Origin of the sequence: Komagataeibacter xylinus (genome assembly GCF_031081985.1) — a bacterium.
In the GTDB taxonomy this organism is placed as follows: domain Bacteria; phylum Pseudomonadota; class Alphaproteobacteria; order Acetobacterales; family Acetobacteraceae; genus Komagataeibacter; species Komagataeibacter xylinus_E.
Map to the genome: position 1 here is coordinate 455,283 of NZ_JARWSK010000001.1, position 22,900 is coordinate 478,182.

Sequence of the window (22,900 nt, forward strand, 5' to 3'; positions counted from 1 at the left end):
CTTAAACCGCCATCACCCACCAAGCGCGGGCAGAACCGGAGCCTGTGCCGGTAACAGGCGCTGCACAATCCGGGCCGCCTGCTGGTGCTCGGCTGCAAGATCGGTACGCCGGACGGGGCGGCGGCGCAGAAGGGGGCTTGCTGCCTCAATTCTGTGCCATGCCAGGCCAAAAAATGGTTCAGCACAGGTCGCGATCAGCGTGGCGGAGGGCAGCATCAACTGGCGTGCAAGCGTTTCAGCCCGTGCCCGCCAGGAACCATGACGGCCCCATAATGGGCGCAGGGCCGCGCGGGCCTGGGCGCGGTGCAGGCAGGTCATGGCCGGTTCAAGGCTTTCATCGAGCATTTCGTCCTGACGGATCATGCGGCGGGCCATGGTATCGGCCATGCCGCCGCGCGCGCGTCCCGCAATCCGGCCTGATACGCTCACCCATACATCAGGCGCGTGGCGGATGGCGGCGTCCACGCGGCGCAGGGCCGCCAGAAATTCCCGGTCCTCGCCAAGTGGCACGGCGGGAATGCCGCCTGCGCGGTGGTACAGGCCAACCCGCACCGCAATACTGGCCCCCGAATGCTCGACATGGCGTGGCCACGGATCATGCGGATCAGGGTCGGCAAGGTCATGAATCCGGTCAAGCATGGTGGCATAGGCAGTTTCCGCCCGGTCATCATCATGCAGGCAGGCGGGCAGGCAGGCAGCTTCCACCGGGTCGATCAATGCGCGGCCACACACGGCATCGGCCCCTTTGGCAAAGGCGGCAAGCGTCTTGGCCAGCCAGTCCGGCGCCACCACGGCATCGGCATCAGTCGTGAGCACGATGCCCTGCTGCCCCGCAAGTTCAGCCGCGCGGGCCATGGCTGCGCGCCGTGCGGTGCCGGCATGGGCCATCGCGGGCGGATAGGTGCGTTCAAGCACATGCAGGCCGAAAGGCAGCCTGCTGCCCAGCGCCTTTACGTTGGGTAATGTCGCATCGGTGCAGTTGTTGAGCAGCAGCACCACATGGCTCAGGCGGGCTGCGTGCTGGCGGGTGAGCGCAAGCAGGCAGGGGCCGATGCGCTCAGCCTCGTTCCGCACGGGAATGGCCGCGACAAGAGGGCAGTCAGGCTGCATGGGTCACCTGTGGGTAAGGAGAACGCTCAACGCCCGATGGACCTGCCCGGTTTCATATGCGCAGATCGCGACCATGCGGAATGGAAGCCGCCCGGTCAAACGCGGACACGGCGGCCGCGCGGCTGATTCTACTGACCTGCAAGGTTATAATTGATTGTCAGATCAATATGAAACACGGTGCCCTTTAGGGGCGGGTTGTCAGGGAGGCGAAAAAAATCAATAAAGATGTTTTTATAACCTTTTATTTTTACGATTTACTTTAACATTATGATAATTACTATTTTAATATTATTATTAATAAAATATAAAATAAATCATAAAATAGAACAAGTTGTTTTAAACGTGTAAAAATACGGGGCCCATTTTCGGTCAAGCCGACATGCCCGGCGTGAACCGACGTCATGACAGGCCTGTATTGCCAGATCTAATGTGCCTGCCTGTAAGAATCATTGTTTTCTGGCACTCTCATAACACTATATTCAAGGCAGAGCACAACAGAGTACCTCGCGCCTTGCCGATCATGGATGAGTGACCACATTCAATAGAACTATTTTTTATAAGGAGCGTTTTATATTGTAACTATAACGATAAAAAGGCTTTTCATCGTGAATGACGATACATTGAAGCATGATGACCTGTCCTATCGGGACAGCGTGCAACAAGGACGCCGGAACGCCTTTCTTTTTGCAGGGGCCGCCGGGCTTGCCGGGCTTATGTTTGGCCTCGACACCGGTGTCATTGCCGGTGCGCTCAAATTCATGGGCATTGACCTCGGGGCCAATGAGCGCGCGCAGGAATGGATTGTCTCCTCGCTCATGCTGGGTGCCGCAGGGGGTTCGCTGCTGGCCATCCCGGTTTCGCATTACCGGGGGCGGCGGGGGGCCATGTTCTATGCTGGCCTGCTGTTCCTGCTTGGCACCGCCCTGTGTTCGCTGGCCCCGTCCATTCCCGTCATGATTTCAGGGCGTGTCTGCCTTGGCATTGGCGTTGGTTTCGCGTCTTTTTCAGCACCGCTCTACATTGCCGAAATTACGGAAAAGAGCCAGCGCGGCACCATGATCTCGCTCTACCAGCTTGTCATTACCGCAGGCATGCTCCTGGCCCTGCTGTCAGACAGCCTGCTTTCTTATGGCGGGCACTGGCGGTGGATGCTGGGCATTCTGGCCGTGCCCACGGTGTTCTTTATCCTGGCAACGACGCGGGTGCCTTATTCACCGCGCTGGCTGGCCATGCATGGGCGCAGGCGCGAAGCCCGTGGCGTGCTGCAAAAAGTGCGTGGCTCCCGCGAACGCGCCAATAACGAACTTGACCGGATTGAACAGAACCTTCGCAAAACCGAGGGAAATGGCTTCCAACTCCTCAAAACCTCAAGGGGTTTTCGCAAGACACTGGCCCTAGGCATGGCGCTCCAGATGTTCCAGCAACTCGCGGGCATCAATATCTTGCTGTATTACGCCCCGCATCTGCTTGAACATCTTGGTTTTTCGGCGCAGGCAGCAGTATGGTGCACGACATTGCTCGGCCTTGCCAACATGGTGGCGACCGGTGCTGCCATTGTGCTGATCGACCGCTGGGGGCGCAGGCCGTTGCTGCTGCTCAGCACGCTCATGGCCTCGCTCAGCCTGTGTGCGTTCGGGTTCGTGCTGTTCGCGCATGTGGGGGGCAGCATGGGCAGTATTGCCATCATCGGGCTGCTGGTGCTGTTCACGCTGGGCTATGCCCTGGGTGAAGGGCCGGTACCGTGGACCATGTGCACCGAAATCCAGCCCCTGCAGGGGCGCGGGCTGGCCATAGCGTGCTCCACCTTCGCCAACTGGATGACCAACTGGCTCATCAGCAACGTTTTCCTGTCCGTGATGAGTCTGATCGGGGATTACGGTATCTTCTGGCTTCTGGCTGGTTTCAATGCGGTTTTCTTCCTGATTGGTTACTTCCTTGTGCCTGAAACGCGCAGCTGCTCGCTTGAAGAGATCGAGCAGCGTGTCAACGCGGGTTACCCCTTGCGTGAAATCGGGCAGCCGCGAGGCTCATGAAAAAATTAAGGACTGATATAAGTTTTTGGGTGCCGCCTTTTTTAAAGGCGGCGTTCTTTGAAGCTTTTTGAAAAAAGCTTCACCAAAAACTTCTGTCTTTTAAATTCCAACCTAGGCTCAGGACCTATTAATTTATTGAACTGAGCGAGACATTGTGATTCACAGGCTTACCGATGGAGGTGAGGCTGTGAGTGAGGTATTTTTACTATCTGAGAGCCAGATGGAGCGGATTGAGCCGTTTTTCCCTCTGGCGCACGGAGTGCCACGGGTGGATGACCGGCGTGTTCTGAGCGGGATCGTTTATGTGATCCGCAACGGCCTTCAGTGGAAAGACGCCCCGAAAGCGTATGGTCCGCACAAGACTTTGTATAATCGCTTCATCCGGTGGAGCCGCCTGGGTGTCTTTGACCGGATCTTCGTCGCCCTGACAGAACAGGCTGGCCGTTCGAAGCGCCTGATGATTGATGCAACACATCTCAAGGCGCATCGGACATCGGCCTCCCTGCTCAAAAAGGGGCTTTTCCCCGCCATATCGGACGGACAAAAGGCGACCTGAACTCAAAACTTCATGCCGTGTGCGATGGTCAGGGTCGGCCTGTTCGCCTGCATCTGACAGCAGGCCAGGTCAGTGACTTCAAGGGCGCAGACGTGCTGCTGGCAGTTCTCCCCGACGAGACAGAAGAAGTCATCGGGGACAGAGGCTATGACAGCAACCGGATCAGGTTATCGCTTGCAGAACGCAATATCACTGCCTGTATTCCTCCGAAAAAGAACCGGAAAATAAAGCTGCCTTACAACTGGCATCTGTATAAAAAGCGTCATCTGATCGAAAACATGTCCGCAAAGCTGAAAGACTGGCGACGTGTGGCGACCAGATACGACCGCTGCGCACATACATTCATGTCTGCAATCCATATCGCAGCAAGCTTCATCTTCTATCTTAAAATGAGTCCTGAGCCTAAAAAAAAGCCTGCCCACCGGGAGGAAAACATCCCGGTGGGCAGGCTGAAAAACCAGTGGCCCTGAGTGCCGCGTGTGTCAGTGCAGGTTGGGGTCAGCCGTGTTTTCAGGCTGCCAGCCTGCGCGGGCGTTCACTGCCCGGTGGCGGATGGCCGAAGGCAGCATCTCGCGCAAAATCTTCATCGCGGCCTGTGAGGAGAGCCCTGTCTGGGTGGAGAAACGCTCGAGTTCCGTCGGGCGGAACAGGGCAATGATCGTGCTTTCATCGGCATGCGGGGCCGTGTCGTGCTCCTGCCATGTACGGATTAGCGGCAGCATGCCTGCTTCCTCCGCACGATGCTCGAGCATGCTGGGCTCGTCTGGCGCGGGCAGGGGGCCAAGAATGTCATTGAGCACCGACAGTGCGCCAGAACGGTCGCCCTGCGCGCCTGTCAGGAAATCACCGATGCGGGTGGTCATGTCGGTTACGTTACGTGAAATCGTCATGTGAACCTCCGGGAAACGGTAGCGGGGCGTCGCCAGGCCATGGCGTGCCCCGGTCACGGGACGGTGTTATTTACCCTGCACGGTGTCCCGGCATGCAGGCGACAGACGGGTGACCTTGCGGTGCATGCAGGCTTCAACCTGTCTTGTATCCGGTATGTCCAGCGGGCAAAGCCGCAGGGCATCGGCCTTGCAGGCCGCGACCTGCTGCGGTGTTGCCGGATCATCGGCATAGACTTGTGTAGCCATCCCGATCCCCAACCCTAATGCGATGGGGAGGGCGGGAAGAACGGTAAACCGCATCCTGTATCCTCCTTAAGTTTTTTCAATAGGGTGGCAAGGGTCAAACGCGCCCGGCTTCAGGGGGTTTGCCCCGCCTGAAGGGATAAAAAACACGTTGCCGTGAATAATCGCGCAGCCCTCGCCACGGTATTACATGCCCGGCGCGCTGGCGGCACCGGGGCTTTGATCCTGTCCTGCCTGCTGGGGCGAGCCGGTGGGACCGCCCACGCCTTCACCCACGGCATTGCCTGAGGGGGCTGCGGAATCGCGCGGAGGCGCTTGCGTTTTCTCTTCCGATTTTTCCGCCGAGCAGGAAATGCAGGCATCCTCCCCAATGCGGCCACTACAGGCCGTGAGCGGCAAGGCAAACCCGATGCCCACCACAAGCGCGCATGAACGGGCAATAACCCCAAGGGACATGAAGCGGGGCGGGTTGCTGGTCGCGGCTACGGGCACGGGTTCCTCCTTGTTGCTTCAGGAGGCTGTTTCACAAAATACCCTGCCGGGCCATGAACAGCTCAGTCCTGCCACAGACAGGGACCGGCCAGCAGGGGACTTTATGAAACAGCCTGTCTAATTCACAACGGGTAACCCGGGGCACAGTTGCATGCGGCGTGCCCGCAGCGGTTATGGCGTGCTGCGATGGCGTGGCACGATGCGCGCGCCAGCCACGCCTGTGCCCGGCGGCAGGGTGCACAGCCCGGTGCGGCCATCAGGCGTTACGCGCCATGTTCCGCCGCGCTGTCTGCAGTCCTGGGCGGGTGGCAGGTTGCGCGCCATCAACGCATCGCCACAGCCCGCAAGCCCGAGCAGGCCCAGCAGGGCGAGACAGGCAGGGCTGCGTGATTTCACTGCGGCCGGGCGGAATGATGGCTGCGGAACAGGGTCCATTCCTCCATCACGGTACCATCAGGCAGGTGGCACCAGCCCGTTGTGCCCTGTGGGGACGTGCGCAGTTCAAGCCTGCCACCCAGATGCACGCAATAGGCGGAAGCCGGGTTGGGCATGCCGATCCGCGCCGCATGCGCCGGGTCATGACGGGCAGTGCAGGCCCCCAGCACAACAGTTGCGCCAAGGGCTGCAAGCCGCATCAGGGCGCTGCGGACCGGGGTGGGGAAGAGGTTCATCATCTCGTTTCGTGCCACATGCAGCAAAAAATGGTTGGGGTGTTGATAACAGGCCCAGGCCCATTGGCCAAACCGGTCAGGGCGCGTGGGCGGCGGGCGGCAGGGCGGCCTGCACCGCGCCGAGTGCCGCGCCATGGCCTAAGGCGCGCAGCATGACGGCCAGGTTGGCATGGTCCATCACCGCGCTGTTGGTCAGGCGCGGCAGGCCATGGGCGTCATACCACATGAGCCAGAACCGCGCACCTTCCGGCCCGCGCACATATTCCAGCCACAGCGTATCGCCGGTATCTGCCTGTGTGACCAGTGGCGCGGGCAGCACGCTGCCACGGACCTGCCCCGGGCCGTGCGGGTGGCCGTGGCGGGTATCGGTGCGATAGCGGGCGTTGGCGCAGGTAAACGGCTCGGTCATGATGCCAACCCCTACGCCACCCCACGCAAAATGTGAATGACCCCGATGGACACGGCCCGCATCGGCGCGTATGGGAGGCCGCATGTCTTCCATAAAGCCCCCCCATGGCGTGCGGCTTGGCATAGATTTCGGCACGACCAATACCGTTGTGGTGGTGCTCGACGCCAAGGGCCAGCCGCAGCCCGCGCGCTTCCATTTTCCCCATCATCCGCCCACCGAGACATGCCGCACGCTGCTATGCCTGTGGCATGACGAGATGCAGTCCCGTGGCGCCGCGCTACAGGAAGCCATTGGGGCAGCGGCGGTGGATGCCTACCTTGAAGACCCGGCGGAAAGCCGCCTCATCATGTCCATGAAGTCTTATCTGGCGCAGTCGTCCTTTCGCCAGACGCGGCTTTTGGGCCAGGTGATGACGCTGGAATCACTGGTGGCGCGTTTTCTGTCATGCCTGATGCGTACGCTCGATATCGACCCGGCCCAGGTCAGCGCCACCGTGGGGCGGCCGGTGCATTTTGCCGGTGTCCGCGCCGATGACGCCTTTGGCGAGGACCGCCTGCGGGCAGGCTTTGCGCAGGCGGGCTTCCATCATGTTGACGTAGCCCTCGAGCCTGAAGCGGCAGGCTGGCACTTTGCCCAGCGCCTCACGGCCCCTGCCACCGTTCTGGTTGGCGATTTTGGCGGCGGCACGAGCGATTTTTCCATCCTGCGTTTCGACCCCGCAAACGGGCAGGGGGCGACCCCGCTGGGCTATGCGGGCGTGGGCATTGCAGGCGACCAGCTTGACTACCGCATCATCGACAACGTGATCGCCCCCGAACTGGGCCGCAACACCACCTACCGCGTCATGGGTGGCCAGCCGCTGCCGGTGCCCGCCGAATGGTATGCAGCCCTTGGCCGGTGGCACCGGCTGGCGCTGATGCGCACACCCCAGACATTGCGCGACATGGCGGATGTGGCCCGCACCGCCGCCGAGCCAGAAAAGATACAGGCGCTGATCGATATCATCGAGGCCCAGCAGGGCCAGGCGCTGTACCGCGCCGTAGGCCAGGCCAAGCGGGACCTGTCCAGCGCGCAGAGTGCCATGCTGGATTACGAATATGGCGATGTGCGCATTCACCGCACCATAACCCGTGCGGAATTCGAGGGCTGGATCGCGCCTGACCTCGCGCGGTTTGATGAGGCGGTGCAGGCAGCACTCGAACGCGCAAATCTGCCCGCAAGCGCCATTGACCGCGTGTTCCTGACCGGCGGCACATCATTCGTTCCCGCCGTACGCGCGCTGTTCACCCGCCGCTTTGGCGCAGACAGGGTGGACATGGGCGGTGAGTTCGTATCCGTGGCGGAAGGGCTGGCGCTGATGAACGGGTGAGGGCACCCATGGTGCCCATGACATCGCAGGGCGGCAGCGTGAAGCACATCAAGGTCATGGCGGATTATGCATGCTACCCGCTATGGCATGCTGGCCCCCGCGCGGGGGACGGCGATTTTGATCCCGCTACCCTGCCGATTTCCGATGATCTGAAGCAGGCTCTCGATGCATGGCAGCGTGCGTTCGATGCCATTCTGGACTGGGACGACCCCGGTGGCCCCAATACCGGGTTTGAAACGCCAGACGCCCGTGATGCTTTTGACCAGCAGGGGATTGAACTGGCCGCGTGGCTGCAACGCGAACTGGGCACGCAATATCAGGTGAGCATAGTGACCTGCGGGGCGGGTTATGTCAGGAGCCCTTCAAGGGGTTCGGGGCGTGGGTCCACCCCTGATTTCACCGAATTCCTGATGGTCAGATGGTAAAAGGCGGATCCTGCCCCGATTTTACGCGCAGGCCGAGTGCATCTCCTGCAGGATTGACCCTGTCGGGCAGGTAGGGCCGAAATATGTGTCTCGAAGGGCATGCATGGCGATTGTCTGTTCCCTGCAAGCCGAAGGGGTGCTTAACCTGCGGAGATGAAACCGATTGCCCCCGGCCTGCCGCCTGCAGCCCCCGCCCGTATCAACCGCCGCCTGCGTTGCGCCAGCCTGCTGGCCGCAGCCCTGCTTGCAGGGTGTGCCGGGCCGGTCAGCGTGCGGCAGGTCTCGCTGGTGCACAGCTATCGTGCCGCCACGCGCACGGCGCTGGCGGGGCGCGAAGCAAGCGATACCACGCTGATCGTGCTGCGCCGCCACGGGCTGTTGCCGCTGTGGCGCCGCAGGCCCGACAGCGCCATAGCCACCCTGCGCACGCAGGCGGCGGGCCGCGATGATGAGGCCGATGTGCTGTTTGCGTTAGCCGAACTGAGTTACCGGCAGGGCCTGCGCCACCACCATGCACAGGATTTTCTGGCAGCCAGCCTCTATGCCTATGCCTTTTTGCAGCCGGGGCAGGCGGATGGTCCCAGCCCGTATGACTTACGTTTCCGGCAGGCCTGCGATCTGTACAATCTTGGTCTCGCGGCAGCTTTTCCGGCCCCGGTCAATATTGCCAGCCAGAGCCGCGCGCTGCCATTTGGCACGCTCGAGTTGAGTGCTGACCCCGCCCAGTTGCGCTGGCATGGGCGCGTGCTGGACAATATCCGCCCCACCGCGACCCTTGGGGTGGGCGGCATCAATAACGTCTATCACACCCCCGGCCTTGGCGAGGCCCTGACCGTGCTGGCCCGCGCCACGCCCGATGCGCCCGCCCGCCCGGCCAGCAGCGGCCAGACGCTGCAGCACGCAGGCGCGCACGCGCCATCCGCCGTGGCTGACATCGCGGCACCGGCGCAGGATGACGCGACGCGCAACCGCGCCGTGCCCCAGAACCAGCCAGAGCCTGAAGGCACGCCTGATGGCAGCTTCGTCATATCAGAAAAGCTGCGCCTGCCCGCAAGTCTGGTGCTGGAAATGGATAACCCGCGCGCGCAGGTGCTGGGCGAACACCCCAGCGGGCGGCTCATGCTGCGCATAATGGATGAAAGCCCCGATACCCCCATAGCCCATGCCCGCGTGCCCGCCGCCTATGACCAGACCACCGCGCGCGCCCTGAGCCTGGTGGATACCGCGCTGGGCACCAAGGAATACCGGGGGTTCTTTGACGGCACGACCTATGACGGCACCCGCCCGCGCCTGATCGCCATGAACCCGCACCACCATGGCAGCATGCCGGTGGTGTTCATACACGGCACCGCCTCCAGCCCGTACCGCTGGGCCAGCATGGTCAATGACCTGCTGGAGGACAGGCGCATCCGCGACCATTTTGATTTCTGGTTCTTCTCCTATGCCACGGCCAATCCCATCCCGTATTCGGCGTGGCAGTTGCGCCATACCATTACCGAGGCCGTGATCAGCCTGGGCGGCGTGCAGGCCGACCCCGCGCTGGGGCACATTACGCTGATCGGTCACAGCCAGGGCGGGCTTCTGGCGCGCATGCTGGTCATCAACCCCGGTGACAGGCTGTGGGATGGCACGGCGGGCCGACCGCTTTCCAGCTTCCACCTCAATGCCGATACCATGGCGCTGATCCGCCAGACCATGTTTCCCACCCCCATGCCCGAGATCGACCGGGTGGTGTTCATCTCCACCCCGCAGCATGGCAGTTACCTTGCGGGCAAGTCGATCGCGCAGTTCGTGGGCGGCATGGCCAGCCTGCCGTTGCGGGTGACTGAAACGGCGCGTGAGATCGTGACCGGGTCGGGTGACAGCACGCATGTCGATAACCGCATTCCCCGCCTGGGCAGCGTCTATGCCATGTCGCCGCACAGCGCGTTCATGCGCACGTTGCCCACCATTCCGATCATGCCCGATGTGCATGTGCATTCCATCATTCCCGTATGCGGGGCAGGGCGGGATCTGGCTCATGCCGATGATGGCGTGGTCTCCTATGCCAGCGCGCATATTCCTGATGTGGAATCAGAACTGGTCGTGCGGCATTCGGAACATTCCACGCAGTCCAATCCCTTCACCATAGCCGAAGTGCAGCGCATCCTGCTTGAACAGCTTGCCCAGTATCCGCCGCCTGCGCCCCAGGGCGCGCGCAGCGCCGTACTGCCATGAGTGTGCCTGTGCCGCACCGATGGCGCATGATTGGCCTGCGGTCCGTTCTGGGCGTGGCAACCGTGCTGGGCACGGGGGCGCTGTACTATTCCACCCTCATGCCCGATGCACTGCGGCTGGGCCTGAGTGCTGCGTTTCCCGCTCTGATGGTGGGGGCAGGGTGGCTGCGTCCGGCCCGGCTCGGGCATGCGGCGCGGGGTGTTGCGGTCGTGGCACTCACGGGCTGGTACGTGACCGACCCGCCGCGCAATGACCGGGTCTGGGCGGAGGAATACGCCATACCGGCCGATGCATGGCGTGAGGGCAATATGGTGCATGTTCGTAACGTGCGCAATTTCCGTTACCGCTCGGTCACCGATTACCTGCCTGCATGGTATGACGCGACATATGACCTGGGTAAACTCGATCGGGTCGATCTGGTAACCTCCTATTGGGCAGGTGAAAATATTGCCCATGTCTTCCTGAGCTTTGGCTTCAGCGACGGGCAGCATCTTGCCATGTCGATTGAAACCCGCAGGCAGGCGCGTTTTTCCTATTCCACCATTGCGGGTTTCTTCCATCATTATGAACTGTTCTATGTAACAGCCGATGAGCGTGACCTGATTGGCGTGCGCACGGATGTGCGCCGCGAGCGGGTCTATCTGTACCGGCTTGACCTTTCGCCTGCCGTGCGTGAGCGTCTGTTCCTGAGCTATGTGGGTGCGATCCATGACATTATTCGCCATCCGCTATGGTACAACACGCTGAGCGATAACTGTACCACGGGTATTCTGGCGCGCGCGGGTGCAAAACTGCGCTACCGTTTTGACTGGCGCATCATACTGAGCGGGCACACCGCCAGCATGGCCTATGACATGAACCTGCTTGGCCCCTATGACCCGAAGCGCTACCCCGATTTTGCCGCAGTCCATGATGCCAGCCGCATCAGACGGCCCGAACATGCGGTGATCGGACCGGATTATTCCACTGCCATCCGCGCTACCCTGCCACCACCGGCAGGACCGTAGATTATATAAGCTTTGACGTAATTGTTACGAACTGTGGCAAAAATGTGGCATGCCTGATTGTGATGCGCCTGAGAGATTTTGAAAATTTCTTTATTATTACTGAATTTTTTTAAATAAAACGTAAAAAATATATATGTTTAAAGATAAATGCGTCATTTTTCCTGAAAATTCTGTAGTAGTGCATTTTTTTGCTCTGGATTTTTATCGTCCAGACCTATATTTCAGGAAAAAGAATATCTTGATGTAAGTCAAAGATACAATTTACTTTTGTTAAGTTAATGGAAAAATTATTAATGAATAAATTCGCCATTGCGGGCTGCCTTACCGCTGTTCTTCTGGTTTCCGGTTGTGCTTCCTCCGGCAATACTTCCATCAAGAACGAAACGGCCGACACCATCGACCAGAAGATTCATGACAACGTGACAACCAAGCAGCAGGTACGGGCCATGTTTGGTGATCCGATGAGCACCCACTTTACGGATAGCGGGCATGAAGAGTGGCAGTACAGCTTCGCTACCACCAAGGCAAACGGCACGAATTTCATTCCCTATTACGGCGCGTTCTCCAATGGGTCGCATGGCAAGGAAAAAACCCTGGATATCATCTATAACGGAGATGTGGTCTGGCATCACGTCATGTCATCCTCCAACGTCAAGACGCATGAAGGCCTGTAAAATGCCTGTAATGTCAGACATGGTAATCTGACTTACACATAAAACATGACGGATCACTTATGGCACGGCTCCCGAAAGGGCCGTGCCATAGGCGTTCAGACCACCGCTCTGATAAAATTCCTGATATGGTTTTATTGTAAATAATGGGAACAATTAATGGACTATATTGTTAATTTTAATATGAAATAAAAATACAGATGCGATTGCGGTAATTAATTTTTCGGTATACTGACATGGCCAGCGCAGAGAGGGATGAACTGGGTCGCCTGCGCATGCGCCATATTGGTAGCATTTCCTGTGCTTCCCCGCGCTCTGGCTGCCGCTGCTGGCGGCACAGGCTATTCCCGCGCGAAGGAAAGCACGTGCGACCGCCATGGCGCGGCATGTTCCACCAAGCCAGAAAATGCAGCCCGCGCCCTGTGGCGCTCGCTGCCGGGCGGGCGCGGTGGAAGGACATCAACCTTGAGCGTTACGGCACGCAGGTGTCCGAGACCGCAGGCTTCTGGATGTCCTTTCATGACCTGACGGGCGGCTATCCGTGGCTGACCAAGCGCGTGGCCCGTGTCATGGGGCATGAGGCCAGCCTGCCGCGCCGTAACCGCTGGGCTGGCGTGCTGGTCGCCATGGTGCCCTATGGCGGCAGAATTGGCGGGGCAGGGGTGATGATCCTCTATTTTTACATCATCTTTTTCATCATAATGGTCGGCCTGCCCATCTATCGTGACCAGCTGCCCGGTTTGCGCGCGCACTTCATGTATGGCGAAACAGCCATGGCCCGCTCCGCGCTGGAGGATTACTACATCAATAATCATGATGTTCCCGCTTCGCTGGCCCAGATTGGCCAGAAAGACCATCTGGATAATGGCAACACCCTGACGCTGAATGACTACAACATGGCCATTACGGTGACATCCCACAACAAAAGCATGTTGATCATGCCCCGCATCAACAAACAGAAACATATTTCGTGGTACTGCACGCCGGGCCGGGGCATGCAGGCCGCCCAAATGCCCGCTACATGCGTGAACGGCGGCCACTAGACGCCCCTTCCAGCCGGAACGGGCGCTCATGATGCAGCCCGCCCGTTTCCCGCCCACCTGCCTTCAACCATTGCTGGGTGCAAGATTCGTGTGCTCCGCCATGCGGCACCGTACTCTTGCGACAGGCTGGCTATGCGCCCATCATTGCCTCTACTGAACCGTGGAGACGTGACATGCCAACTCTGTTCACACCGCTTAAGGTCGGTGCCCTTACGCTGCCCAACCGCATTATCATGGCGCCGCTGACGCGCCTGCGCGCGGGGCCTGATCATATTCCCAACGATCTGATGGCCGAGTATTATGCCCAGCGCGCGCTCGCGGGGCTGATCCTGTCGGAGGCAACCCCGGTTACGCCCCAGGGCATCGGCTATGAGGATGTGCCGGGCATCTGGTCGGAAGAGCAGGCGGAAGGGTGGAAAAAGGTGACTGCCGCCGTGCATGCGGTGGGTGGGCGCATCTTCATGCAGCTATGGCATGTTGGCCGCATTTCAGACCCGTATTTTCTCAATGGCGAGGCCCCGGTGGCCCCAAGCGCGATTGCCGCCAAGGGCCATGTCAGCCTGCTGCGCCCCAAGCGTGGTTATGTTACGCCGCGCGCGCTGCGCACCGATGAAATACCGGGCATTGTCGCAGCTTTCCGCCGTGGGGCGGAACTGGCCAAAATTGCCGGTTTTGATGGCGTGGAAATTCATGGCGCCAATGGCTACCTGCTTGATCAGTTCCTGCAGGATTCCACCAACCACCGCACCGACCAGTACGGCGGCCCGATCGAGAACCGGGCGCGGCTCATGCTTGAAGTGACCGATGCGGCGATTGATGTATGGGGACCAGACCGGGTGGGCATGCATCTCTCGCCGCGCTGCGACCTGCACGACATGGGGGATTCCGACCCCGCCGCCACTTTTGGCTATGTGGCGCGTGAACTCGGCCGGCGTGGCATTGCGTTCATCTGCGCGCGTGAGGCGGAAGGGCCGGACAGCCTTGGCCCGCAACTCAAAAAACAGTTCGGGGGCGTCTATATTGCCAACGAAAAATTCACGCCCGCCAGCGCGGAAAAAGCTGTTGAGGCAGGCTGGGCCGATGCCATCGCCTTTGGCCAGGCCTTTATTGCCAACCCCGACCTGCCGGAGCGCCTGCGCACGGGCGCGGAACTGACGCCGCCAGACCCCAGCACTTTCTACACTCATGGCCCGGAAGGCTATATCGACTACCCAACGCTTGGCGCGGCGGGCGACTGAACCCGCTTCAACCGGCCTCCTCCCGTCATGGTGGGGGCCAATGCATCAAGGCAGGATGAAATCTGCCTTAATGGCGCTGCCGGGCCCGGTCGATCAGGTCATAATCGGCGTGGTAAAGCTGCCTGATCCGCCGGATCTGCTCAGGGGTCGGCACTTCACTTTTGTCACTGGCTGCGGTGGCATTGACATGCGCAATCGGCCCGCTACCAAACGGTGCGATGAAGCGCTCGATGCGCGCCATTTCATCAAGCATGAACAGATGGTTGACCGCAATGGTGCCATCGTGCCCGGTGAGGTACCATGTCTGTGCCCGGAAAATATGGTCGATATGGTAGGGATTGCGTGCCTGCGCCACCAGATCGAGCGCATCATCAAGGTCACGGAGCGCCATATATGATGCGCGGAACCCTTGCGCCACCTGCCGCGCCCCGCTACCGCCCGCGCGGGCATAGCGATACGCCGAAAGAAAACGCTGGACCGGATCACGCAGGATGGCAAATGACGGAAAACGCACCAGATCGGGCAGGCGGCGTTGGAAATAGCGTATGGTTTCATGCCCCACATCCATGCCGTACAGGGCGCGGGTTATGGATGTGCCGGCATTTTTGGGCACATGAATGAACAGAAGGCCGCGCGCGCGCACCATTGCCGCGCGCCGTTGCCGTTTGGGGCCTGGCGGGTAGGCAATACGGAGTTCACTCAGGCGCTCATGCACATCGCTGGACATTTTGACACGAAGCACAGGCTGCAACAGCGTTTGCATGGGAAACGGATCCGATAATGATGCAGTCATTATCCTGCAGGATAATGTTACGGTGCGTTACCAAGGTGAACCGATTGCAACAATGCCTGCGACACGGCTGCACGATTTTGCAAAACAACGGCCAGGGCCATCCATTTAGAAGTCGATGGCGATGCCCGATAATAACATTCCTGATACCGCCTTTTACAAATAAGGCCGTATCAGGAAAACTGTATCAATAGGTCGTTTCTCAGTTCCGGCTCTCAAGAAGCGCGTGAAAAGTCAGCTCTGAAAACATCCAGCCATCATAAGGAAGTTTTGGGTGAAGCTTTTTGAAAAAGGCGGCACCCAAAAACTTTTATTATTTCCATCAATGACTTGTTCCAAACGATCTTTCAGATCGCCTTGCTGCCATCGGGCCGTGTATTGACCTCGCCCGCGCGATCGGGGGCATCGGTCAGTTCGGGCAGGCGGTCGGCAAGGAGGGCGCGGGGGCGACCGATCCACATGCCGTCGCGCAGATGGTCGCGGCGGGGATTGGTTGTGTTCGGGTGCACAAGAAGGCTCAACCCGCCATGATTGAGCATGAGCCAGGGCACGAAGGTTGCGAATAATCCTGTCTCGAACGCGATCTGGTACATAGGCGCCACATGCGGGCCGACCGCCACATCATGCCAGCGCCCCAGCCTGACGGCAAAGCGCTCGGCAATACGGTCTCGCAACTGGCTTGCAGCCTGCCGTGTCGTGGCATCGTCAAAATAGACATGCACATGATAGCTTGCAATCTCGGCCAGGGTGCGGGGGGCGGTCGTCTCATCGGTCATGTGTCGTGCACTTTCTGCGCGGCGGGGTTAGTGGGGTGAATTGGGCAGGGTGATGCGCGTTTCGGTGCGCATGGGCTGCCTTACGGTATGCAGCATGGTGGACATGCCCCATTTGCGCCCATCGAACGTGCCGGTACTGTCAAGCACGCTGAGCGTGTTGCCGGTAAAGTCCATCCGGGTTTCAAATGTCATGGGGTGGGTCTGGCCGCGCAGGGTCAGTTGCCCCACCATGCGCGAGGCCACGCCGCCATTGACGATGTGCGGCCTGCAGTCACCAACGTAACGCGCGGTGGGCCAGCGATCCGTGCCCAGCATGCCGCCTGATTTCGCGGCCTTGCGCTCCAGTATGGTGTCCATGTGCACGGTGGTGGCATCCATGCTCAGATCCACATGGCAGGTCTGGCGCGACAGGTCATAGTCCAGCGTGCCGGAGACCTTGCCAAACTGCCCGTCCATCGCACCGATGACACTGCTCGCGTGCAGCAGCACGGCGGTATTGTCAGGCGTAAGCGTGAGATGCTGGGGCGTGGCATGGGCCTGGCGCGCAAGGGTGGGGAGCCCGAGGCAACCCAGCATTACTGCAAGGAAGGCAAAGGGACGCGCCCGGCGCGGGGCAGGGCGTTGTGCATGTTCTGTCATGGCAGGCTTAACGCACGGTGCCGCGTGAGGTTGTGCGAACATGGATCACCAGCCCCCGATGGGGCCGTGACCACGCGCGGGGCGAGGCGTGACAGGATGCATGAACGCCTGTCTACAACCCGAATGCGGCGCCAGTAGGGCAAGGGGGCGTAGGCAGGATTTATGTCAGGGCACGCGCCCGCTGTCAGGCCATGACATCGTGGCTGTATTTTACAATAAAATCAGCAAATGTGGGTGCGTACAGGGTGGATTCATCACCGACCGTGCGCAGAACCGGGTATTCACCCCGTGCATCGGCACGGGTTGTGTCAAACACGAATATTTCCGCGAAATCCGTCCGGCACAGAACGATTTCCGTAGGTTTTATGGCGTTCTGGCGGCGGTAGAGTACGGTGCGTTCGGCAATGTCACCGCTGGGCGTGTTGCGATCGAACCCAGGGTAGATGGAAAATATTTCATCGCCAAAAATAGATGCGTAGCCATAATGCTCGGCAAGGAACAGGTAGCTTGGCGGCAGTTTCTGGCCCAATATGCTTTCGACCTCGGCAATATCTTCAGGGGTCGGGGCAAGGCTTTCATCACCAACCTCAAGAGAATTACACGAATTGTTTTTTATGCAGGCTACCAGATCATGAAAAGGCATATTTTTACTTCCAAACCCATTTACCAACCACGCGCCCATTGATCACGAGGTCAGAGGCATCAACCTCATCCACCGGATAGGTCGGGTTGACGCTGATGATGCGGATGCGCGGCGGGCGGGAATTGGGCACCAGCATCAACTGCTTGATGACCACCCCCATGCCGTTCCACAGCACATACACGCCGTCGGGCGAGGGAATACGGTGGCCCGTATCGACCAGCACGCGATCACCTGCCACGAATTCCGGCTCCATGGAATTGCCCGCCACGCGGATGATGGCAAGCCCCCCGGTATCAGGCAGGTAGGTGCGAATGAAATCACGCGGGATGCGCCATGAATCCAGCGTGGGATGGCCTTCACCATCCCCACAGGCCGTGTGGTCAACGATTGCGCCAGCACCGGCCTGGGGCGAAATATCGTATTCGTGCACGGTTACCGCACCATCTTCGTTATGCACCGGCATGCTTGCGCGTTCGGCGCGGCTTATGCTCTCGTTCAGGTCCGTAGCGCCTGGCACGATGCCACACAGGGCCCAGACTTCGGATGCAGCAATGGGTGGGTCGCCACGATCAGTCAGCAGGGGCACCAGCTTGCGCACCAGTTCAACGGGAATGAAGTCCTTTTTCAGCTTGTTCTCATAAAAAGCATAGCTGGAAAATTTCTCCCCCATGCCCAGGTCGCGCGCCAGCGCCCGCACGGTGTAACCCGCCCGCTCCCGCAGGGCCTTGAGTCGCGAGGCTGCGGCACCTGCCCCCCCGCTACTGCCGCCACGCAGCAGATCGCTTGCGGTGCAGCCCAGAATGGCGGCTACTTTTTCCAGGCGGTCGCCTCCGGGATTGCGGGATTTGCCGCGCAGGATGTCATGCACGTAGGTTTCGTTCAGCCCAGCCAGATCGGCCAGACGTTTTTTATTGAGGTTAAGCCGCTCCATGCGGCGTTCAATCTCGACGGCGGCGGGGGAGCGTGTATCATCCATAATGGGAAATATCCCACAACATTGGCACAAAAGGTAGGGGGGATATATCCCATTATGTTAAATTGATGGGAATTATCCCGCTTTTTGGCTTTGTCCGCCCTTCCGTGGCATTGCGTGAGCCCGCATTTCTGGATGGCGACGCATCGGTGGGGCCAGCCACAAACCCCACAAGCGGTACATCCATCATATAAACGGACGCCCTACGGCAGGCTGAATAACACCGTGTCACGATGTGTGCATCATCATGATGACAGCAGGAGGCATGGACGGCAAGCTGCCATGTGTGTGGCGCGATTTTTTCCATTACGGAAATTCCGCTTTCCGTCTCTAAAAAATCTTCACCAAATATGTTCTCATGGTTATACGCAATTTCCTGAAAGGACATCTGCATGCGTAAGGGTCTGTTCATGGGGACCCTGCTGCTGGCCTGCCCCCTCTATGCCCATGCCGCGCAGCGGGAATGGAAAGGCACGACCGAGGGCACCACTTCCGCTACAATCAAGTATGATACGATCGCGGGCACCGGCTCGGTACAGGCCATGGGGCAGATGTGCTTCGCCAGCCTTGAGGGCAAGGCGGTACCCACGGCCAACGGCTTCGCAATAGTCGCACATGACGGGAATACAAACTGCAAGCTTGGTATTACGCTCAATGCCCAGGGCGATATCACGTCCAGCGATGAAGGGCCGGGCTGCATAACCTATCATGGGGCCTCGTGCTCGTTTGATGTCATGAGCGCCCACGCCACGCATTGAGGCATGGGGCGGGTAACCTGACGGGCTGGTGTTAAGCGGCGGAGCAGGCGGGTGAAACTGCCTGCCTGCATATTGTGGCGATAGTATGGCTTTGTTGCACAAAGTCGTACAGGAATTGCCATGCCCACCCCACGCACTCCTTTTTCACCCGCGCCTGTCCATGCTGCCGCCGTGCTGCGGGCTGAACGCCGTGCCCGGTTGCGCATGCGTGATATTGCAGCAGGACTGCAACCGGACATGGGCACCGATGGCCCTGCGGCCCTGATGCGCCCGGTGGAGCAGGTCCGCGTGCAACATGCACCCGGCGCGCGGCCGCATACCGTACGCCGCCTGACGGATACATGCGAACTCGACCGGCTGTTCTATCGCGCCAACGCTGCCCTGAGCGCCGAGCAGCATGCGGTTGGGCTGCGCTTCAGGGCCTGCTGGCAGCGTTGCACACGCACGGGGCGGCTGGTGCAGCGTTACAGCCCGCAAACCGGGCAGGGTGGTGGCACGCTGGAAGAAACTGAAATCAGCGTAAACGCCCGGCACGCCATTGACCGTGCGCTGGCCCTGCTCACGCCTGCCCGGGCGCGCGTGGTCTGCGCCGTGTGCGGCCTGGATGAACACCCCGGCACCCGCATCCGCACCCTGCATAGGGCACTGGACCTGCTGCATGAAAAATGGCGGTGACCTTTTATAATTCTTGCCGAACAGCCTGACCCGGAACTGTCTATCAGGTGCCCGATACTGACCCGATCGGCTGCCGGTGCAGATCGAGCAGGTCAGGATCAAGACGGTCAAGTTCCTCCTCGAACCGGCGCCGGCCATGCGTCTTGATATAGGCTTTCTCGCATTCATAAACCGGGATCAGCCAGATCATGATAATCGGCGCCCCGCCATCTGCCGGTTCAAGGCTGGCAAAGCCAGGGAGGCAAAAAACAGGCATCGTGCAATAAAGACCGGTCAACTGCGTGCCGGGCAGGATGGAGGCCGTGAATTTGATTACATCGCCCGCCAGCAGGGCGTCTTTTGATCGGCCAACAAGTTCGGACACACCCAGCATCATCCGCACGACATCATCCATCGGGGCATCCTGATGGGTCGCGAAGATGAGTTCGCAGTGCAGGTTGCAGCCATCAGGCATCCGGGCGTCATGTTGCCCCAGCCCGCAGGTGGCAAAAAAGCGCTCATTGCGTGCAGGCGTTCCGTCAAATGCGACAAGCCGCATGGGCCAGCCGGGCGTGCGGTCGCGCCAGTCCTGCGCCACAGGGCCAAGGTAGCGGGTATAATGATCCAGCATGCGTGCCTCAAAGGCATCGGCATCACGGATCACCTCTGGCGTGGGCAGGGTGCTCGTGGCCGGCACGAAAATCAACGTGACCATGCTGCCGTCATATTCAAAATAGAGGTCATAATTCCCCGGCGGGACGGGCAATGCAGGCGTGCTGCCATGACTGCCCAGCACCAGCGTCGCGCCCTCCTCAACCTTGAAAGGCACGGCAATGATGGTGCGGGCGGCCGGGTCGGGCCTGTAGCTTTTATCCACTTCCACCACGAAAGCCATCTCGGCATTCTCGGGCAGGTAGAACGAAACGCTGCCCGGTTGCCAGGCAAAGCCCTGTTTGCGTTGCGTGGCATTCCAATCCTGTGATGGCAGGCCGGAGCGACTGTCGAACAGGCTGATCTGGTGCCCCGCAATCCTGATACGCCCCTCGAACATCTGTTGTCTTTCCCCCGGCATGACAGGGGTGGTTATGACATGATATGTCTGGCGCATGAAGACCACCGGCCTCTGCCTTGCCCTGCTTTCTGCCGTGCTGTTTGGCGCAAGCACGCCTTTTGCCAAGCTGCTGCTTGGCGACATGTCGGCCCAGATGGCGGCGGGCCTGCTCTATCTTGGCTCCGGCCTGGGGCTGGCACTGGTGCTGGCCGCGCGCGCTGGCCTGCGGCTACCCACGCATGATGAAGCCCCCCTTGCACGCCGCGACCTGCCCTGGCTGCTGGGGGTGATCGCGACCGGGGGCGTGGCTGGCCCGCTGCTGCTCATGCTTGGCCTTGCCCGCACGGATGCGGCGAGCGCCTCGCTTCTGCTCAATGTCGAGAGCATTGCAACGCTGCTGATCGCATGGGTGGTATTTCGTGAAAATGTGGATCGCAGGTTACTGTTCGGTGCTGCGTGCATCGTACTGGGGGCGGGCGTGCTGTCATGGCAGGGCCATGCGGTGCTGGCGCCGGGGGCGCTTTACATCGTTGCGGCATGCGTGTGCTGGGGCATTGATAACAACCTGAGCAATCGCCTCTCGGCAGTTGATCCCGTGCGCATCGCCATGCTCAAGGGCATTGTGGCGGGTAGTGTCAACCTGCTCGCGGCCCTTGTGCTGCAACACGCGCATCTGCCGGGGCCAGCGCTGGTGGCAGGGGCGGCAGTCGTGGGGTTTCTTGGTTATGGGGTAAGCCTCGTGGCCTTCATGTTGGGGCTGCGCCATCTGGGGGCGGCGCGTACGGGGGCATATTTTGCGCTGGCGCCATTTGTGGGGGCAGTGGTGTCACTCGCGCTGTTCCCGGCGCAGGGCGTGGTGCGGCTGCTTGTGGCGGCAGTGCTCATGGGCATTGGTCTGTGGCTGCACCTGACCGAACGCCATGACCACCCGCATGTGCATGAGCAAATGGCCCATACCCATCGCCACGTGCATGACGCGCACCACCAGCACGATCACGGCCCCGATGACCCGCCGGGCGAGCCGCACACCCATTACCACGTGCACACGCGGCTCGAGCACAGTCACGCCCATTATCCCGACCTGCATCATCGCCACGACCATGAGGACGGGCACAGCCACGCCGCCTGACAGCAAGAGAAAAAAGACCCGTCATGACCCTGCCTGATGCGTCACGTCCACAGCCCGCCCTCAAGATTGATGTCTACGCCACGCTGCGCGACCTGCCGCCACTGGTTTTTCCCCATGAACTGATGGACAGCCGCGACCTGTCCGACCCCGCGCTGCGCACCCAGTTGCGCGGGCTGGGCCATTACATCATGACGCATGGCGCAGGCGGCCCCATGCAGGCACAGCGCTACCACCTGTGGCGGCATGTGCAGCGCGTGTGGCATAATGTCCGCCTTGAGGTTGATGTGCAGGACATGGCGGCCCTGTCGGCCTGGGCGCTGGCAGCCAATGCCGTGCTGGTCATGCCCGATATCACGATCTGCACGCCTGACCTGACCATCATCATGGCACCCGATGGCACGATCAATGAAGCGGCGCAACTGCCCTATCCGCCCGATGCCATTGCCCGGCGGCAACGGAGCCTCGATGCACTTGCGGGGCTGGCGCTTGCGGCCCTGCCCATCATGCCGCCCGTGCTGGGGGAAGGGGAGGTGGTATTCCGCGACGTAGCTGAAATGGAACACCGCCTGCTGGGCCTGTTCCGTGTCGGAGCGGAAGGGGTTGCCCTGTGTGGCACGCCCGACAATATCCTGAGCGAGACCTGCCGCACCCTGCCGATAGATGCCAGCATTCTGACGCCACAAGAAAAAGCATTTATCGATGCCCCGACGCCGGTCATGGCCGAGCAGATGTCATGGCGCGTGGAAGCGGCGAGCACGCTGGCCTGGGCGCTTTCGCCATCATCCGTATCACTCGGGCCTGCCGAGGGCGCGCTGGATGTGGATAATCTCGTGCATGTTCGCAAGGCCATCGGGGCAGGGGAAAGACTTGCGCTGCGCCCGGCAGGCGAGATCCTTGACCTGCTCGACATGACATGGCGGCAGCACTGGATCACCCGGCAGGCGGGCGGGGCTGCCTGCGGCTTCAGCCCCGACATCATGATGGAGCGGCACGCGGCGCTGAACTGGCTGACCGGCTTCGATAACATGCCCGATACGGCGTGGGATGAGATCGCCACGCCGACCTGACAAGGTCGTGCCCATACCCCGCCCATGCATGGAAGCCGGATTGACA

General features: G+C 60.3%; 25 protein-coding genes and 1 pseudogene. 13 read left to right on the top strand and 13 right to left on the bottom strand.

The annotated features are described in order from the left end of the window. Window positions 1-12: 12 nt before the first annotated feature. Window positions 13-1,110: a glycosyltransferase family 2 protein gene (locus QEG70_RS02230; protein WP_308719148.1), complete on the bottom strand. Its 1,098-nt coding sequence runs from the start codon at window positions 1,108-1,110 to the stop codon at window positions 13-15. Window positions 1,111-1,715: 605 nt separating this feature from the next. Here QEG70_RS02230 and QEG70_RS02235 point away from each other — a divergent pair. Continuing rightward, window positions 1,716-3,143, top strand: coding sequence for a sugar porter family MFS transporter (locus tag QEG70_RS02235; protein WP_308719149.1), 1,428 nt, complete (start codon window positions 1,716-1,718; stop codon window positions 3,141-3,143). Between the two features lie 187 nt (window positions 3,144-3,330). Continuing rightward, window positions 3,331-4,085 (top strand): annotated as a pseudogene (locus QEG70_RS02240) (IS5 family transposase); the annotation flags it as partial. Window positions 4,086-4,181: 96 nt separating this feature from the next. On the opposite strand, the gene QEG70_RS02245 reads toward QEG70_RS02240, so the two are convergent. The 6 genes from QEG70_RS02245 to QEG70_RS02270 all read right to left on the bottom strand — a co-directional run bounded on the left by QEG70_RS02245 (window position 4,182) and on the right by QEG70_RS02270 (window position 6,488). Then, complete coding sequence (locus QEG70_RS02245) at window positions 4,182-4,589, bottom strand: hypothetical protein (RefSeq protein ID WP_308719150.1); 408 nt, start codon at window positions 4,587-4,589, stop codon at window positions 4,182-4,184. Between the two features lie 66 nt (window positions 4,590-4,655). Further along, window positions 4,656-4,889 (bottom strand): hypothetical protein, encoded by a 234-nt coding sequence (locus QEG70_RS02250; protein ID WP_308719151.1) that lies wholly within the window; start codon window positions 4,887-4,889, stop codon window positions 4,656-4,658. Window positions 4,890-5,018: 129 nt separating this feature from the next. Further along, on the bottom strand, window positions 5,019-5,324 hold the full coding sequence (locus tag QEG70_RS02255) for a hypothetical protein (RefSeq protein ID WP_308719152.1): 306 nt from the start codon (window positions 5,322-5,324) through the stop codon (window positions 5,019-5,021). A 171-nt stretch (window positions 5,325-5,495) separates the two neighbouring features. Next, window positions 5,496-5,720 carry a hypothetical protein gene (locus QEG70_RS02260; RefSeq protein WP_308719153.1) on the bottom strand — a complete coding sequence of 75 codons (225 nt, stop codon included), beginning with the start codon at window positions 5,718-5,720 and terminating at the stop codon, window positions 5,496-5,498. Next, the gene (locus tag QEG70_RS02265) at window positions 5,717-5,998 is read right to left on the bottom strand and encodes a putative hemolysin (RefSeq protein WP_308719154.1); all 282 of its coding nucleotides are present in this window, start codon (window positions 5,996-5,998) and stop codon (window positions 5,717-5,719) included. The genes QEG70_RS02260 and QEG70_RS02265 overlap by 4 nt, the downstream gene beginning before the upstream one ends. 73 nt (window positions 5,999-6,071) lie before the next feature. Then, the gene (locus QEG70_RS02270) at window positions 6,072-6,488 is read right to left on the bottom strand and encodes a hypothetical protein (RefSeq protein WP_308719155.1); all 417 of its coding nucleotides are present in this window, start codon (window positions 6,486-6,488) and stop codon (window positions 6,072-6,074) included. Here QEG70_RS02270 and QEG70_RS02275 point away from each other — a divergent pair. The 7 genes from QEG70_RS02275 (at window position 6,487) to QEG70_RS02305 (ending at window position 14,374) form a co-directional block, all read left to right on the top strand. Then, window positions 6,487-7,773 (top strand): Hsp70 family protein, encoded by a 1,287-nt coding sequence (locus QEG70_RS02275; RefSeq protein WP_308719156.1) that lies wholly within the window; start codon window positions 6,487-6,489, stop codon window positions 7,771-7,773. The two genes, QEG70_RS02270 and QEG70_RS02275, sit on opposite strands and share 2 nt — an antisense overlap. Window positions 7,774-7,781: 8 nt before the next feature. Continuing rightward, window positions 7,782-8,198 carry a hypothetical protein gene (locus QEG70_RS02280; RefSeq protein WP_308719157.1) on the top strand — a complete coding sequence of 139 codons (417 nt, stop codon included), beginning with the start codon at window positions 7,782-7,784 and terminating at the stop codon, window positions 8,196-8,198. Window positions 8,199-8,351: 153 nt separating this feature from the next. Further along, on the top strand, window positions 8,352-10,415 hold the full coding sequence (locus QEG70_RS02285; RefSeq protein ID WP_308719158.1) for an esterase/lipase family protein: 2,064 nt from the start codon (window positions 8,352-8,354) through the stop codon (window positions 10,413-10,415). Between the two features lie 26 nt (window positions 10,416-10,441). Then, the gene (locus QEG70_RS02290; RefSeq protein ID WP_308719159.1) at window positions 10,442-11,422 is read left to right on the top strand and encodes an Lnb N-terminal periplasmic domain-containing protein; all 981 of its coding nucleotides are present in this window, start codon (window positions 10,442-10,444) and stop codon (window positions 11,420-11,422) included. 293 nt (window positions 11,423-11,715) lie between these two features. After that, a complete protein-coding gene (locus QEG70_RS02295; RefSeq protein WP_308719160.1) occupies window positions 11,716-12,096 on the top strand; it encodes a hypothetical protein in 381 nt (126 codons plus the stop codon). Between the two features lie 362 nt (window positions 12,097-12,458). Then, entirely contained in the window at window positions 12,459-13,136 is a 678-nt protein-coding gene (locus QEG70_RS02300; RefSeq protein WP_308719161.1) for a M48 family metalloprotease, read from the top strand. 173 nt (window positions 13,137-13,309) lie between these two features. Then, the gene (locus tag QEG70_RS02305; RefSeq protein ID WP_308719162.1) at window positions 13,310-14,374 is read left to right on the top strand and encodes an alkene reductase; all 1,065 of its coding nucleotides are present in this window, start codon (window positions 13,310-13,312) and stop codon (window positions 14,372-14,374) included. A 67-nt stretch (window positions 14,375-14,441) separates the two neighbouring features. Here the strand turns inward: QEG70_RS02305 and QEG70_RS02310 are convergent, their stop codons facing one another. The 5 genes from QEG70_RS02310 to QEG70_RS02330 form a co-directional block, all read right to left on the bottom strand. Further along, window positions 14,442-15,101, bottom strand: a complete 660-nt coding sequence (locus tag QEG70_RS02310; RefSeq protein WP_308719163.1) for a sulfotransferase family 2 domain-containing protein — start codon at window positions 15,099-15,101, stop codon at window positions 14,442-14,444. A gap of 410 nt (window positions 15,102-15,511) precedes the next feature. Beyond that, window positions 15,512-15,940, bottom strand: a complete 429-nt coding sequence (locus QEG70_RS02315) for a DOPA 4,5-dioxygenase family protein (RefSeq protein ID WP_308719164.1) — start codon at window positions 15,938-15,940, stop codon at window positions 15,512-15,514. A gap of 27 nt (window positions 15,941-15,967) precedes the next feature. Next, on the bottom strand, window positions 15,968-16,579 hold the full coding sequence (locus tag QEG70_RS02320; RefSeq protein WP_308719165.1) for a YceI family protein: 612 nt from the start codon (window positions 16,577-16,579) through the stop codon (window positions 15,968-15,970). A gap of 184 nt (window positions 16,580-16,763) precedes the next feature. Beyond that, on the bottom strand, window positions 16,764-17,222 hold the full coding sequence (locus tag QEG70_RS02325; RefSeq protein ID WP_308719166.1) for an SMI1/KNR4 family protein: 459 nt from the start codon (window positions 17,220-17,222) through the stop codon (window positions 16,764-16,766). Window positions 17,223-17,226: 4 nt separating this feature from the next. Further along, window positions 17,227-18,198 carry a helix-turn-helix domain-containing protein gene (locus QEG70_RS02330; RefSeq protein WP_308719167.1) on the bottom strand — a complete coding sequence of 324 codons (972 nt, stop codon included), beginning with the start codon at window positions 18,196-18,198 and terminating at the stop codon, window positions 17,227-17,229. A gap of 389 nt (window positions 18,199-18,587) precedes the next feature. Between QEG70_RS02330 and QEG70_RS02335 the strand changes: the two genes are divergently transcribed. Both QEG70_RS02335 and QEG70_RS02340 read left to right on the top strand, forming a co-directional pair. Continuing rightward, window positions 18,588-18,953 carry a hypothetical protein gene (locus tag QEG70_RS02335; RefSeq protein ID WP_308719168.1) on the top strand — a complete coding sequence of 122 codons (366 nt, stop codon included), beginning with the start codon at window positions 18,588-18,590 and terminating at the stop codon, window positions 18,951-18,953. A gap of 120 nt (window positions 18,954-19,073) precedes the next feature. Beyond that, complete coding sequence (locus tag QEG70_RS02340) at window positions 19,074-19,628, top strand: hypothetical protein (RefSeq protein WP_308719169.1); 555 nt, start codon at window positions 19,074-19,076, stop codon at window positions 19,626-19,628. Between the two features lie 43 nt (window positions 19,629-19,671). Here the strand turns inward: QEG70_RS02340 and comJ are convergent, their stop codons facing one another. Further along, entirely contained in the window at window positions 19,672-20,715 is a 1,044-nt protein-coding gene (gene comJ, locus QEG70_RS02345) for a competence protein ComJ (RefSeq protein ID WP_308719170.1), read from the bottom strand. On the opposite strand from comJ, the gene QEG70_RS02350 reads away from it, so the two are divergent. Together QEG70_RS02350 and QEG70_RS02355 are read left to right on the top strand one after the other, a co-directional pair. After that, window positions 20,714-21,787 carry a DMT family transporter gene (locus QEG70_RS02350; RefSeq protein ID WP_308719171.1) on the top strand — a complete coding sequence of 358 codons (1,074 nt, stop codon included), beginning with the start codon at window positions 20,714-20,716 and terminating at the stop codon, window positions 21,785-21,787. The two genes, comJ and QEG70_RS02350, sit on opposite strands and share 2 nt — an antisense overlap. A gap of 23 nt (window positions 21,788-21,810) precedes the next feature. After that, window positions 21,811-22,854, top strand: coding sequence for a DUF4272 domain-containing protein (locus QEG70_RS02355; protein ID WP_308719172.1), 1,044 nt, complete (start codon window positions 21,811-21,813; stop codon window positions 22,852-22,854). The last annotated feature ends 46 nt before the right edge of the window (window positions 22,855-22,900 follow it).

Excerpts from the sequence above, each read along its gene's own strand:
- QEG70_RS02265 (WP_308719154.1), bottom strand. The coding sequence starts at position 5,998 with ATGATGAACCTCTTCCCCACCCCGGTCCGCAGCGCCCTGATGCGGCTT.
- QEG70_RS02310 (WP_308719163.1), bottom strand. The coding sequence starts at position 15,101 with ATGTCCAGCGATGTGCATGAGCGCCTGAGTGAACTCCGTATTGCCTAC.
- QEG70_RS02290 (WP_308719159.1), top strand. The coding sequence starts at position 10,442 with ATGATTGGCCTGCGGTCCGTTCTGGGCGTGGCAACCGTGCTGGGCACG.
- comJ (WP_308719170.1), bottom strand. The coding sequence starts at position 20,715 with ATGCGCCAGACATATCATGTCATAACCACCCCTGTCATGCCGGGGGAA.
- QEG70_RS02285 (WP_308719158.1), top strand. The coding sequence starts at position 8,352 with ATGAAACCGATTGCCCCCGGCCTGCCGCCTGCAGCCCCCGCCCGTATC.
- QEG70_RS02320 (WP_308719165.1), bottom strand. The coding sequence starts at position 16,579 with ATGACAGAACATGCACAACGCCCTGCCCCGCGCCGGGCGCGTCCCTTT.
- QEG70_RS02350 (WP_308719171.1), top strand. The coding sequence starts at position 20,714 with ATGAAGACCACCGGCCTCTGCCTTGCCCTGCTTTCTGCCGTGCTGTTT.
- QEG70_RS02340 (WP_308719169.1), top strand. The coding sequence starts at position 19,074 with ATGCCCACCCCACGCACTCCTTTTTCACCCGCGCCTGTCCATGCTGCC.
- QEG70_RS02335 (WP_308719168.1), top strand. The coding sequence starts at position 18,588 with ATGCGTAAGGGTCTGTTCATGGGGACCCTGCTGCTGGCCTGCCCCCTC.
- QEG70_RS02230 (WP_308719148.1), bottom strand. The coding sequence starts at position 1,110 with ATGCAGCCTGACTGCCCTCTTGTCGCGGCCATTCCCGTGCGGAACGAG.
- QEG70_RS02250 (WP_308719151.1), bottom strand. The coding sequence starts at position 4,889 with ATGCGGTTTACCGTTCTTCCCGCCCTCCCCATCGCATTAGGGTTGGGG.
- QEG70_RS02295 (WP_308719160.1), top strand. The coding sequence starts at position 11,716 with ATGAATAAATTCGCCATTGCGGGCTGCCTTACCGCTGTTCTTCTGGTT.
- QEG70_RS02280 (WP_308719157.1), top strand. The coding sequence starts at position 7,782 with ATGGTGCCCATGACATCGCAGGGCGGCAGCGTGAAGCACATCAAGGTC.
- QEG70_RS02275 (WP_308719156.1), top strand. The coding sequence starts at position 6,487 with ATGTCTTCCATAAAGCCCCCCCATGGCGTGCGGCTTGGCATAGATTTC.
- QEG70_RS02330 (WP_308719167.1), bottom strand. The coding sequence starts at position 18,198 with ATGGATGATACACGCTCCCCCGCCGCCGTCGAGATTGAACGCCGCATG.
- QEG70_RS02315 (WP_308719164.1), bottom strand. The coding sequence starts at position 15,940 with ATGACCGATGAGACGACCGCCCCCCGCACCCTGGCCGAGATTGCAAGC.
- QEG70_RS02270 (WP_308719155.1), bottom strand. The coding sequence starts at position 6,488 with ATGCGGCCTCCCATACGCGCCGATGCGGGCCGTGTCCATCGGGGTCAT.
- QEG70_RS02325 (WP_308719166.1), bottom strand. The coding sequence starts at position 17,222 with ATGCCTTTTCATGATCTGGTAGCCTGCATAAAAAACAATTCGTGTAAT.
- QEG70_RS02245 (WP_308719150.1), bottom strand. The coding sequence starts at position 4,589 with ATGACGATTTCACGTAACGTAACCGACATGACCACCCGCATCGGTGAT.
- QEG70_RS02305 (WP_308719162.1), top strand. The coding sequence starts at position 13,310 with ATGCCAACTCTGTTCACACCGCTTAAGGTCGGTGCCCTTACGCTGCCC.
- QEG70_RS02355 (WP_308719172.1), top strand. The coding sequence starts at position 21,811 with ATGACCCTGCCTGATGCGTCACGTCCACAGCCCGCCCTCAAGATTGAT.